The following is an 11,364-nucleotide window of genomic DNA, read 5'->3' as shown; positions in this document are numbered from 1 at the left end:
CATCAGGACGATTTCGCGGAACTCACGGTACCAGAATTGCGCTCGCACGGCGGAGCCGAGCGAGCGCTTGGTTGTCGAGTACGATGTTTCGGACATCCACCGCTGAGAGTATCCAGCGTCCCGAATCAGTGCGTTATGACCGACTGTCTCCAGTGACGATCCACGTTCGAGAACAAGCGGATCAACGTCGAGCGTGTAGAACTCGAACTTGCTCATCCAGTCGTGAAATCCCTTGTCAGCGGCAACTGAGAGCAGGTCGTCGGCGTTCCGCCGGACGACCTGCGGTCCGAGCTTCGTATCGTGCTTCCACTCGACCGAGCACTGCAGATCCAACACAGCAAGCGATTCTGTATCGGTGAGAGTTGTAACTTTCAGCGTCTGTACGTCTCGATCCGCTCGTTGAAGGTAATACGACGAGGCGTGGCCACGTTCGAAGAAGGTACTGTCGAGCGCGACGTGGCCGGACTGCGGGAGTTGCTCCGCTGAAATGCGGAGCAACGCCCGCCAGATCGTCATATTGAATCGGTCGAACGACTTGTAAATCGTGGAGTAGTCCGGAACATCGTTGAGATCGAGTTCAAGGATCTCACGCAGTTCGCCAAAACACCGGAGTCGATTTTCCGTTTCGCGGTAGCTGTGGTCGTCTTCGAGCCGATATCCATGAATGACGAGGTGCTTCCAGCGGGCAAGCCCACCTTCGGCGGGCTTGCCCGCGTTGGTCCCCAACGCTTGTATGGCAAGCCGCTTACAGTCCCTCAGGAANTGCTTCCAGCGGGCAAGCCCACCTTCGGCGGGCTTGCCCGCGTTGGTCCCCAACGCTTGTATGGCAAGCCGCTTACAGTCCCTCAGGAAGTCGAGGAGATCCACTTCGGCCATATCGGTCTTCCTCGGCTTCGTCCTTACCGATGTGACGGTCTATCCCGCCGCCGTACCCCTATTCACGTATGGGAAAACCTGCTACCTGAACAGAACCAACCAGGGAGCTTGATTCTTTCGCTCATCACAGAAACCGACTGTTGGCGGACCAATTTCTCTCTTCACCACCGGCAGGCGGAAGACATCTTCGTGCGGTAGCTGTGGCTCAAACCGCCACCAACCGGGCCAATCAGCCGCTTAGGCTGATACGCCGGGTGGATCGTACACTTCTCCGCGATCGAGCATATGGTAGATCGACACCAGCAACTTCCGAGCGGTCGCCACCGCTGCCTTCTGCTTGTTCTTCCGGCGCTCGATCCGGTGATAGAACCGACTCAAGTACTCGTCTTCGACCGTATGCACCGCCGAGTGGACTGCTTGAACCAGCAGCCACCGGACCTTCCCTGGGCCTTTCTTTGAGATGCCTCCTTCGAACCGCGAGTCCCCGGACTCGCGGATCACCGGGTTCAATCCCACGTACCTCACTACCTCCTTGGCTCTGTCAAACCGACCAATTTCGCCGATCTCCGCGTAGATCACTAACGCTGAGTAGTGAGCGATCCCTGGAATCGTCATGAGCAGTTGCGTCTCTCTGAGTCCTTTCGCCCGCTCCTCAATGCGGTCGTCTAACTGCTCAATCTCTGCGGTCAACGTCTCGATCACCGCCAGGTACGATGACAGCAACTCATCCCACGGAGCTGGCAGCGACAGTTTCTCAAGAAACGCTTGACCCTTCACGCTCAACGGCTTCACCCGACGGGTGATGCCGTTATCCAGCAGCAACGAGTGAATCTTGTTCGCGAAGCTTGTCCGGTCCTCTAACAGACTGATCCGGCCGCGCACGAGTGCGCGGCACTCCCTGATCTCGTCGGTAGGGACATAGCTTTCAGGAACTGAACCCAACCAGAGCAGCCGAGACAGTTCCTCGGCATCGACCTTGTCGGTTTTCTTGTCGGTTCGAGCGATCGCTTTCAACTTCGGTGGATGTCCAACGACCACGTCCAGATACTCAGACAGCATATCATAGATGTAGAAATAGTTCGTGGTAGCTTCCAGTAAGGCTTCTCCGCCAGCGTATTGCTGGCCAATTTCATCGAGGTCCGTGTTTTCGACACGGACCTGCTCGATCACGTCTCCGTCGTCGTTACGGACGGCCACTTGAGCCTCCCGTTTGTGGATGTCGATTCCTAAGAACATGTGTTCTCACTCCGGGGCACCGATGCGTTAGATGAGATTCACGTATTCGGGCTTTCCCGGCTGTCGCCTGCGGCGGCAGCCGGGCTGTAACGCCCCACTCTCGGCTTCCTTCGCACCTGGACCAGTCAACAGCGCGCGTTCTTGGACGCTGAATAGGGCTCGGTCTCTTGTGCCCCATGCTTTGCCTTCACCTGGCTAGGGTAGCAGGTTTTCCCATCGAGTCAACAGAGCAGATCAGACGGTTTGGTTGTCGTCCTTGAGGCTGTCCAACAGAAGCGTCTCCATTTTGTAGTACGCTCGGACGATCCAATCCGAAGGTTGTTCGTGTTTGATCGATCGGCGGGCTTCGAAGATGTTCGTGATTTCGGCAAGCGCGACAGCAGCCTCGCCACCGGTGTCGTACATCGCGGTCCATCGGACATCCTGATTGCCCGGTGCGAGAACTTCCCAACCGGGCTTCTTCGGATGGTCAAGTGCGAGTGCGCCCGCACTGCTGCCGTTGGGGTGGAATTCTTCTCGCTCGGCTTCGATCACCATCCGTCCGGAGATCTCTTCGACCTCGACGGCCCACTTTTCGTGAGCGTCTGCGAGCGCCTCTCTGATGCGAGATGAGGTTTCGGCTGTCTCGTCCAGCGATCGTCCACGTACCCCCATCAGTGACCCTCCTGGTCCGCATGATGGGTGGCTCTGGGAGCGTGTTCGCGTTCGTCGTGAAGGAGAAATGTGCCGTAGTCTTCGGTTTCGAACTCACACCCTTCCGCTTTGCATTCGTGGGGCGGCTCGGGCACGACGCTTGCGAGCGCGTCGGAGCTGAACGGATCGATGCCGAACTGTTTTGCGAGCCAGCGTGAACTCGCCGCTATCCATAGCGTCCGGTTCTCGGGAAGCGGAACGAATAGATCCACGCTGTGGCCGCCGCGGTATGCTGCCGGCCACCAGCTCTCGCGGAACTGGCAGACGGAGAGTTCGATAGTGAACCACTGAGTCTGCACCCGAATGTCTGAATGCTTGTTCATGAGGTTGTGCCTCGCTACTCAGGCGCAGAAAAACGTGGTTGAGGAACGGTCTCTCTGACGTTTTCTCACGCTGTCTGCAAGGAAGCGAGTCGGGGAAGTAGGAAGGGGAAGGGAACAGTCCGCTGTCTGGCATCACCGTGGACAAATTGTCCAACTCACAAAAACGAAGTGACAATAATAAAGCTATCGGCCGATCAACTACTTCCAACTGCGTCTTCGAGACCGCTCGCATACGCTGATGTAGATACCGTTTCGCTGAATCGGTCAGTCCCGTCACTGTCCATCTCAGTATCACCGAGTGCCTGCTCGAACCGGGATTGGTACTCGTGGTCGGCGTGTTCGGCTTCGGTTTCAGCGTCGAGTACACGCGCGTAGGCGCGAACGGTGCTCTTACTTGCTGAGAGAGTGTCGGCGATTTCGTCGTTCGATGCATCTTGATCGAGGAGTTTACGCAGTTGCGACAGCTCGAACGGCGCGTCAAAATCAGTGTCTCGGAAGAGGTGGAGACTGACGCGGGCGCGAGCGATGGTCTTATCGCGGTTGGGCGTGCCGAGTGTTCGAGCGATCTCTCTGTCTCCCTCTCCAGCGTGGTAACTCCGGACGACCGTGGCGAGTTCGTCCTCGTCGAGCGAGGTCTGAATTCCGTACTCGTCGGTCATCTCGCGGATGATGCTCCGGATCGTGTCGTTGTTGTCTGAGTTGTCTGCAGAGACAGATGCCCAGCGATTTTCGTGTTGGCGTTCGGTGGTGGCAGATTCGCCGGTGATGTCGTGAAAAATGTCTGTAAGCTGTTCGACTTTCTCGCTGTCAGTGTTCGTCCCGTCCATGAATCGTCTCGTCTTCAACTCGATAGTTGTTCACTCTACTACTTGAATGTTTGTTCCAGTTGGTGGAGCGTAGTGTTCCCACTCCAGAATCAGGCTGGACACACCACATTTCCGTTGTTATCGACCGATAGCGTGCTTCAAACGCTCGACTTCGGGCGATGCGATGGGTTCTGTTTCTCATCGATCCGCGTCAGTACGAATAGTACGAGGGGGTCATGTCGCCGTTGGCGACGGCACTCTTGACATCCGTAGCGGGGCCGCTTTCGAGGTCGATCATCCGATAGATGGCTCGGCCTCGCCACTCACAGTCGGGAGCGTGAGCGCAGTTGGCCTCTGCGACGGCCCCGTTGTCGCAGTAGCTGTACTCACGGAGCTCGAGTGTGCCACCACAACGCGGGCAGTCGTCGCCGATCTGGACATAGTGGTGGCCGACCGTGATCGCGATGTCTCTGGGGTGGATACTGACTCCAGGCATCGCGGTGAGTGCTTCCTTGAATGCCCCCAGTTCTTGATTACGCTCGATATCGTCGGTTGGGACGGGATAGCCGTAGAGTGTGATCGTGACTCGTTCTTCGGTTGTCGTTTCGGTGCTGTCTCTGTCTGTGCTGTCGTCCATGTTTGAATACCTCCATCCCTCTGGAGAGGACAAACCGCTGAAAGCATCATAGTCGCCTTTGCTGTTTGCAGAAAAGTGTCGCTTGAGGCTGTTCAGGGAGTGACGAACAGCTGCCCATCAACCTCATAGAGGTAGCCCCGCATGAGCAGTTGGTGGACTGCCCGCTCTGCCTGCTTGTGAGAGAACGCTTCATCATCGACTAAGAATTGGTGTGCTTCATCCCGTGGACAGCCTTGTTCCTCGCAGTCGTGAATTGCATCTGTGAGGTATTCAAGAGCTTCCTTCGCTGTGGCCGATAGCGGCGTGCGGGGGTTTCGTGGCATAGGCTCCTTCTGTTGTGGTCGCTTGTTGGAACAACTCGCAGATATATTGTCGGTTCTCAACAGGAGAAANAGCGGCGTGCGGGGGTTTCGTGGCATAGGCTCCTTCTGTTGTGGTCGCTTGTTGGAACAACTCGCAGATATATTGTCGGTTCTCAACAGGAGAAATTGAACCGGTGTACGCCGACTCGGATCATCCTGACCACGTTCCGAGGTCGCTCTGTCCAATCGCAGGGCTGTCCCGCGTCTGGCCAACTTCCCCACGAACCCACTCGCGGGCCAGTTTCAGGGCGACGGCGAGCCCGCACTCATCTGGCGGTTCCACGATTTCGTATTTCTCGTGGTCGTGTGCTCGCAACCACGGCGCGAGGGAGATCGTCGCGTTCCCGCTCCCACGCCACGCTTCGACGTAGAGATACGCCCGCGTCTCCAGACTCGGTTCTGTCTCCGGAGGCCGTCCACCCGCCATGCTGACGGCCTTCTCGGTATCTCCTTGCCGGTAGCAGACGATCTGCTCGCGCTCTTCGAGGTAGTAGCGATCGAGAACGAAGCCAGCCGGTGGGTCGAACACCGCCTCTTCGACGTGTGGGTGGTTCCAACTGTCCGGCGCGTGACGGCCCATCCACGCGACCGCGCGCTCGACGCCCCACGCCGTCGCTTCGGCCTGCGTCTCGCCATCCTCGAAGGAGCGTTCCACGGGCTGGATCTTGCTGCAGAATCCGTTCACGCGGTCGTCGAAGACGGCGACACGGACACGATCGGTGATGCCGGAGAAGACACCGACCGACCGCTGTGCTGACTCGCCGATCCAGACGTGGCCGTTTTTGTTCGACGCCGGCACATGGAGCCACCCGTTCACCTCAGCAGGGAGATCGAATCCGCCGGGGAGTGGAGGCTTGTTAACCATGCCACCCACTCAATCGACTTCGATAGGAGTGTCGAGCCGGACAGCGGCCACGCGGAACGTCGCAACGACCTCGTCGACGGTAGTCGCTGCATCTTCGCGGTCGATGGTCAACTCGATCTGTTGGCGAACTCTGTCGGGATCGTGCTCGTAGCGCCAGATTGCCTGCTCGACCCGAGGATGGGTCAGCAGGTCCGTCTCGATATCGAGGTCATCGGTGGCCCGGAGGACGGCTGCACCCGCATGGATGCGGTCGCCGTACCCATCGATACCCTCCCGGAGTGCATCGAGAGCGCCCTGGAAATCGAGCTCCGGTGCTTCATTGCTGGCCACTGCGGTCGCTGCGTGAACCGCGTTCGTGCCGGTCGAAAACTGGCGTTCTGACTCCACCGATTCGCTCACTGTGCGACGCCCCCAGACTCGACGGCGTCGTCCGACTGACCATCCTGCGCGCTCGGCTCGGGTTTGTCCGGGCTGTGGTCGAACGAGTCGTACTGAGTGGTGCCATCGGGCCAGACACACCATTGGCCAGCCAACAGCGGGAAGCGACACTTCTCGTAGCCGACTGTCTCGATCACGAGCTGTTCTTCGAGGTGGGGCGCGATTCGTTCGAGGAACTCCTCGGCGTGACCGTATTCGTGGTCGACGACTGCCCCGTCTTCGTCGTGAATGGGTTTCGACGGATCGAACGATGCGTAGCCGAAGATACTGATGATGGTGTCGCCGTCGGAGTTCTCCTTCACGTCGATGGTGAGTTCGTCGAATGCGCCCCAGAAGTCGTACTCCTCGGCAATTGCTTCGATCCAGTCTTTCGCGGTCGGATCGACTCTATTCCACGTCGAGCTGGTGGCGGCTTGCAGTGTTGCCATGGTATTCACGGGAACAGAACTGATGGTGCTGTCCCTCACCGCTCTCGGGGAAGAAAAACGAGTGTCACGTGCCAAGCTGGGGATAGTCGGGATCGCTCGAGTCGTAGCCGAATACGTCTCCCACGTCGACGTCGCTCCGCTCGCACACGTACCACAGCAGATCGTCCTCATCGCGTTCAAAGGAAGCGGCATCGACGTTTTCCTCCACGACGTACCAGGTGTCGTCCTCGCCGTTGAACGCAAGCAAGAAGTGGCCGTCCGCGGTTTTGGCGTAGCCAGCGATCACCTTCCCGGAGGCGTTGAATCCGCCGACACTGAGAAGCGGGAAGAATCGCTGTACGCTGCTTTCATCCAGCGCGGCAGCTTCGTCCATCGTGAGAAACCGATCAGGCAACCCGTCTGCGAGATCGTCAGGCAGATCACGCATCGCTGCGGGACTGCCTGCACAGTCGTGGAGCCGTTTTCGCGTCAGAGTGGTGAACTCCTGCCCGCAGGTGTCACAGTGGTGTCCCATGTTTCACGATCCCTTTGATCTCAGCACAGCAAGACTGATACGTCCTGTTAGTCTGTGCAATGGCATTACTGGTCTGGCCCCCCGTCTCTGTCTTTCCTTCCGCGTTCATGTTCATGGTGTTCGTATACGCTCTCGATGCGCTCACTGAGTTCTGCCGGAAGCTGCGCCAGCAAGTGGCTTGTAGGATCGCGGACCATCTGCACCGTCGGATGCTCACGAGTCGCCAGCAGGAACTGGAAGGCTGGCTGCTCGCGATCGGTGGCGTCGTAGAGCGTAAGCGCTGGCAGGTCCTCGCCGTATCGATAGTCGACGAAGAACGCACCGCGGTCGGGTACACGATTGAGGCCGATCCGCGCGAACGAACTGTCCAAATCCCAGTCCGATGGCTGGAACTTAACGAAGGAGTTGCCAGATGCGTTGGAAATGCCACGAACCATTCCGGGACCCGTGATCGGCGCTCCGTGGCCGATGCGTCCCTCGCAGTAGGCCGCCCAGACGAACGGGATCGCGAGCGCATCGTCTGCGAGATCGGCATACTCCGACTGGGGAACGACGAGCAGATCATCGTGCCTTCGGCCCCGATATCGGTAGTATTCCGTATCGATGCAGAACAGCTGGTCGTACTCGAGGCCGATCTCCTCGATAGCAGCCTCGTAGTCCGGCCCTCCTTCGTCGTCCGTCGGGAGCTCCCATCCGGGGGCGCGTTCGTCCACTGCCGGGTTTTCGTTTGGCGAATCTGTACTCTGGTAGCCGTCTCGTCCGCTATCGGTGTGGTCGTTCATTGGCAGTTTGGGCAGTACGCCCGGACGCCGAGGATACGCTCACCGCGCACGATCTTTGCACCGTCGGCTTCGCTAGTCTGGACTCCGCAACTCCGGCAGCGGAGTTGGTTCGCTTCGTTTGACATGGTTTCAGACCTCTCACTTCTCGTGAGGGTGAAAAATGTGGTTTCAGGTGCTGTATCCCCCACTGAGTGTGATTTACTGATCGGTATTTTCGTCCTGTTGTTGTTCGGCTTCTTCGATGGTATTGGCGTCGGTCAGAAGCGTGAGCCACTCACTGTCGAGATCGACGCGTGTCTGGGCCATCGGATCCAGTTCCTCGCCCGTAAGCGGATCTTCGGTGTAACCGCGGTCGTATTCGACCGTGACGGTCTTTTTGTTGACGCGAACGACACGGCCGATCGTGAGCCGTGGATTGCGGAACTCGACGATCATCCCCGATTCAAGCTGTTCACGAACAGCTTCGCGCGTGTCTGCGGCTCGTTCGGCGTTCACCTCCGCGACTGACGAGCCAACGGCTTCGAGCGCTCGCCCCCGCGCTCCGTTCGCTGCCGCACGGACGCGATCGAGCTTTTCGTTCAGTTCCTCTTTCGACTCACGGGCATACCGCGCCTTCTTCTGTGTTTTGTCGAAATCGTAGTTCGAAGGGCCGGCTTCCACTACCGAGGGGATGCGACGACTCCGCAGTTCGCGGCCTTTCCATTCGTTGAACTGCCGGCGGGCGGCGTTGATGCGCTGGAGCAGCGTCTCATCGGTGATGTACTCCTGTTTTGCGGTCTCGTCATCGAAGCCCTCGTGAACACGTTGCATCGTCTCGATCGAGGGTTTGTGTGGGCTTTTGAGGCGCTCGACAGTGATTTCTCGGATTGCTCCGACCAGATCATCGAGCGAGGTCGGGTTTTCGATCGGTTCGAGGTTCGATGTCTCTTCGAGTGTTTTGACAGTTTGTCTGCGTCCGAACATTGCTTTGAAAGTATCTTGTTACTGGATGATGATTTTCGAGCGTAATCGGTCGTGTTTCTGTGGCGTCAGCGATCAGTTAACCTCTCGGTATCGGTGGAGTTGCTCGATGAGCAGGGCGAGCTCCGCGCTCCGAAACGGTCGGCCGTCGAACGGGTCGTCGTATTTGTGGACACCGAACGCGTCGACGCGGAGGCGGTCCCGAAGCTGGTCGGCTGTCACTCCCCACGTCCCAGTTTGGAAGCTTGTGAGCAGCGAGTAGGCACGTTCGATGCTTCGCCGCCCCAACCGCGTCGATTTCGCGGTGTACGTGAGGTCGCGGAGTGTTGTTGTCGCGGTGCCTTTGCGCTCGTGGTCGCGGTCGATCTCCCGAAGGAGAGAAACGACCTTCTCGCGTTTTTGGTCGATGGTCATGATAAATCTGGTAACAGGTGGACTGACGCCCAATCGAATGGAACTCTTTCTTTCTCGACTGGACTAGTCGTCGCTGTCGTCGTCATCACTGGTGACGACGGGCGCGATGCTGTACTCGACGTGTCCTGCGCCATCGGCAATGTCGAACGCGACCAGGAGGGGACTGTCCGTCCCGAGCGCGAGTGTGACTTCGGTTCGCTTGTGGATCGGCCGTCTGATCTGGCGCAGGTAGTCGAGATTGAACGTCGACGCGACTGGCACGGCACCGACGAGCAACTCTTCGACATCGGCTGCTTCGCGCGGTGCAACGAGCCGGTCGCTATCGCCGTTGGCTTCCGCGACGAAGCGTTCGCGAGTGTGTTCGATGCGGAAATCGACTTCTGTGGCGACGTGGCCGGCGGCTTTCATGATTCGCTTCAACTCGCCGCCTTCGAGCACACAGACCGATGGATGGTCTGCGTCATCGAGGCCAGCACTGTCGGGAACCTGGACGCCGTCATCCATCTGGAGCGAGCACTCCACACCGCCGGCTTCGACGTCGAGCGTCCGGCCGGTTCCATCGAGCGCGAGGTGCATCGTGTCGCTGTTCGAGGTCATCCGGGTCACCTCTCGCAACCGCTCGGTCTGGATGCCGATCTCGCCGGTCGTTGCCTCGTAGCTCTCGAACGCACTCGCGTCGAGCCGCACGCTCCCCATCATCGTCTGACTGGTGTTGGCGACGGTGCCGGTCACTCCGTTCGGCGTGACCGCCAGCTCGAACTCTTCGTTGATCGTGCGAATCGCGTCGAGGAATCGCTGGATGCACCCCACTGAAATCGAGGCGGTGAGCGTGGCACGCTCTGTTTCGGCCCATCTTTCGCAGTTTAAGTACCCAAATCGAAGACGTGCGCCAGCTCCTCTTGCTCGTCCGACAACTCAGTGGTTTTGACCACGACGGCCTCGTCTGATCCGGCAGAGAACTCTACGCGGCGAACGCCGCGTAGTGTCTCCAACGCTTTCATGCCGGTCAGTTCCTTGTCTGCTTTCTCCAGTTCCAGTTGGAGGACGGCGATCAGGAGTACGCTCAGTACGCAGACGAACACACGCGCCCGCACGTGTTGTTCGGTGTAGACGTAGTGCGGCCGCAGCCGCGCTACGTCCTTGATCGACTCCATGAACTTCTCCACCGTATCCCGATCACGATACGCACGTGCCACCGCGGCCGCGGAGAGTCTCTCCGCGGCCCGTGTTGTCTCAAACATCGCCTTCCCGTCCAATCTGGCTGCCTCCTCAACTGCCTCTTCGTCGATCTCCCACGATAGCCGCGGCGGACCTCGTTCGTTGACCTCCGTCGTCACCAACTCCTGCATCGAATTTTTCAACTTCTTATCGATTTTATCCACCAGCTCCTGTTTCGAAAGCGAACGGGAGCCGTGCTGGCGCTCGACTAACTTGTCGAGCGCCTTCCCAGCCTTCTCAAGCTGGTCTGAGCGGTATTCTGCATCGTCAGCGGCCTTCTGTTCATTATGGGTTGCGATCCAGCGTATCTGATCGGAATCGAGATCTTCGGGTGGTTCTATTTCCTTGACTGCGAGAGGACTGGCACCGTCGGGGAGTTCGACCGAGTCGAACTCCGCGACAGTAAGTTCAGCAAGTGGTTGTGTGACGGTGTTGTAATTCTTGAGAGCAGCTACGTAATCAATTGGTGGTGTCGCAAAGTCCTCTAGACTTTGCCTCTGGTAGCCTCCACTGAGTGTAGCTTCAACCGTGATCTTGCTAGCTTTCTTCGAGCGGAACGGGATAGAGCCGGCGTAGCTTGATCCGGGCGTCATCGGTGGNGTGTAGCTTCAACCGTGATCTTGCTAGCTTTCTTCGAGCGGAACGGGATAGAGCCGGCGTAGCTTGATCCGGGCGTCATCGGTGGTGAATTGCCAGTCGATCAATCGGTCAGCGGCGTTGTGACGAGCCTGCCACGCAGCGACCTCCGACCGGAGGGTCGCTGCGTGATAGATGCGGCGGTCGAGACATTTCCGTTTGAGGACTCCTATCTC

General features: G+C 58.5%; 15 protein-coding genes and 1 pseudogene. All 16 read right to left on the bottom strand.

Annotated elements, in window-relative coordinates; genetic code table 11:
• Positions 1 to 876, bottom strand: an 876-nt coding sequence (locus C451_RS00715; protein WP_241431125.1) for a transposase, incomplete at its 3' end; no start/stop codon positions are given.
• A 237-nt stretch (positions 877 to 1,113) separates the two neighbouring features.
• On the bottom strand, positions 1,114 to 2,112 hold the full coding sequence (locus C451_RS00710; RefSeq protein WP_007736553.1) for an IS110 family transposase: 999 nt from the start codon (positions 2,110 to 2,112) through the stop codon (positions 1,114 to 1,116).
• Positions 2,113 to 2,346: 234 nt separating this feature from the next.
• Positions 2,347 to 2,766 carry a hypothetical protein gene (locus tag C451_RS00705; protein WP_007736551.1) on the bottom strand — a complete coding sequence of 140 codons (420 nt, stop codon included), beginning with the start codon at positions 2,764 to 2,766 and terminating at the stop codon, positions 2,347 to 2,349.
• Positions 2,766 to 3,128, bottom strand: a complete 363-nt coding sequence (locus C451_RS00700) for a hypothetical protein (protein ID WP_049912605.1) — start codon at positions 3,126 to 3,128, stop codon at positions 2,766 to 2,768. The genes C451_RS00705 and C451_RS00700 overlap by 1 nt, the downstream gene beginning before the upstream one ends.
• A 194-nt stretch (positions 3,129 to 3,322) precedes the next feature.
• Positions 3,323 to 3,973, bottom strand: coding sequence for a response regulator receiver protein (locus C451_RS00695; protein WP_241431124.1), 651 nt, complete (start codon positions 3,971 to 3,973; stop codon positions 3,323 to 3,325).
• A 172-nt stretch (positions 3,974 to 4,145) separates the two neighbouring features.
• On the bottom strand, positions 4,146 to 4,571 hold the full coding sequence (locus tag C451_RS00690) for a hypothetical protein (protein ID WP_007736546.1): 426 nt from the start codon (positions 4,569 to 4,571) through the stop codon (positions 4,146 to 4,148).
• Between the two features lie 513 nt (positions 4,572 to 5,084).
• Entirely contained in the window at positions 5,085 to 5,798 is a 714-nt protein-coding gene (locus C451_RS00680; protein ID WP_007736544.1) for a hypothetical protein, read from the bottom strand.
• A 9-nt stretch (positions 5,799 to 5,807) separates the two neighbouring features.
• Complete coding sequence (locus C451_RS00675) at positions 5,808 to 6,197, bottom strand: hypothetical protein (protein WP_007736541.1); 390 nt, start codon at positions 6,195 to 6,197, stop codon at positions 5,808 to 5,810.
• Positions 6,194 to 6,664, bottom strand: a complete 471-nt coding sequence (locus C451_RS00670; RefSeq protein WP_007736539.1) for a hypothetical protein — start codon at positions 6,662 to 6,664, stop codon at positions 6,194 to 6,196. The genes C451_RS00675 and C451_RS00670 overlap by 4 nt, the downstream gene beginning before the upstream one ends.
• A 64-nt stretch (positions 6,665 to 6,728) precedes the next feature.
• Complete coding sequence (locus C451_RS00665) at positions 6,729 to 7,178, bottom strand: hypothetical protein (protein WP_007736537.1); 450 nt, start codon at positions 7,176 to 7,178, stop codon at positions 6,729 to 6,731.
• Between the two features lie 65 nt (positions 7,179 to 7,243).
• Entirely contained in the window at positions 7,244 to 7,960 is a 717-nt protein-coding gene (locus C451_RS00660; RefSeq protein ID WP_007736535.1) for a hypothetical protein, read from the bottom strand.
• Between the two features lie 198 nt (positions 7,961 to 8,158).
• A complete protein-coding gene (locus tag C451_RS00655) occupies positions 8,159 to 8,923 on the bottom strand; it encodes a hypothetical protein (protein ID WP_007736532.1) in 765 nt (254 codons plus the stop codon).
• Positions 8,924 to 8,995: 72 nt separating this feature from the next.
• On the bottom strand, positions 8,996 to 9,334 hold the full coding sequence (locus C451_RS00650) for a hypothetical protein (protein WP_007736531.1): 339 nt from the start codon (positions 9,332 to 9,334) through the stop codon (positions 8,996 to 8,998).
• A 63-nt stretch (positions 9,335 to 9,397) separates the two neighbouring features.
• A complete protein-coding gene (locus C451_RS00645) occupies positions 9,398 to 10,144 on the bottom strand; it encodes a hypothetical protein (RefSeq protein ID WP_007736530.1) in 747 nt (248 codons plus the stop codon).
• 53 nt (positions 10,145 to 10,197) lie between these two features.
• A complete protein-coding gene (locus tag C451_RS00640; protein ID WP_007736529.1) occupies positions 10,198 to 11,145 on the bottom strand; it encodes an IS1634 family transposase in 948 nt (315 codons plus the stop codon).
• 30 nt (positions 11,146 to 11,175) lie between these two features.
• Positions 11,176 to 11,364, bottom strand: a pseudogene (locus C451_RS22375) (IS630 family transposase); the annotation flags it as partial.

The sequence above is a fragment of the Halococcus thailandensis JCM 13552 genome, assembly GCF_000336715.1.
Lineage (GTDB): Archaea > Halobacteriota > Halobacteria > Halobacteriales > Halococcaceae > Halococcus > Halococcus thailandensis.
Note: the sequence above shows the minus strand (reverse complement) of the source record. Positions and strands in the feature narration are given on the sequence as shown.

Excerpts from the sequence above, each read along its gene's own strand:
- C451_RS00700 (WP_049912605.1), bottom strand. The coding sequence starts at position 3,128 with ATGAACAAGCATTCAGACATTCGGGTGCAGACTCAGTGGTTCACTATC.
- C451_RS00705 (WP_007736551.1), bottom strand. The coding sequence starts at position 2,766 with ATGGGGGTACGTGGACGATCGCTGGACGAGACAGCCGAAACCTCATCT.
- C451_RS00660 (WP_007736535.1), bottom strand. The coding sequence starts at position 7,960 with ATGAACGACCACACCGATAGCGGACGAGACGGCTACCAGAGTACAGAT.
- C451_RS00650 (WP_007736531.1), bottom strand. The coding sequence starts at position 9,334 with ATGACCATCGACCAAAAACGCGAGAAGGTCGTTTCTCTCCTTCGGGAG.
- C451_RS00670 (WP_007736539.1), bottom strand. The coding sequence starts at position 6,664 with ATGGCAACACTGCAAGCCGCCACCAGCTCGACGTGGAATAGAGTCGAT.
- C451_RS00690 (WP_007736546.1), bottom strand. The coding sequence starts at position 4,571 with ATGGACGACAGCACAGACAGAGACAGCACCGAAACGACAACCGAAGAA.
- C451_RS00640 (WP_007736529.1), bottom strand. The coding sequence starts at position 11,145 with ATGACGCCCGGATCAAGCTACGCCGGCTCTATCCCGTTCCGCTCGAAG.
- C451_RS00665 (WP_007736537.1), bottom strand. The coding sequence starts at position 7,178 with ATGGGACACCACTGTGACACCTGCGGGCAGGAGTTCACCACTCTGACG.
- C451_RS00680 (WP_007736544.1), bottom strand. The coding sequence starts at position 5,798 with ATGGTTAACAAGCCTCCACTCCCCGGCGGATTCGATCTCCCTGCTGAG.
- C451_RS00655 (WP_007736532.1), bottom strand. The coding sequence starts at position 8,923 with ATGTTCGGACGCAGACAAACTGTCAAAACACTCGAAGAGACATCGAAC.
- C451_RS00710 (WP_007736553.1), bottom strand. The coding sequence starts at position 2,112 with ATGTTCTTAGGAATCGACATCCACAAACGGGAGGCTCAAGTGGCCGTC.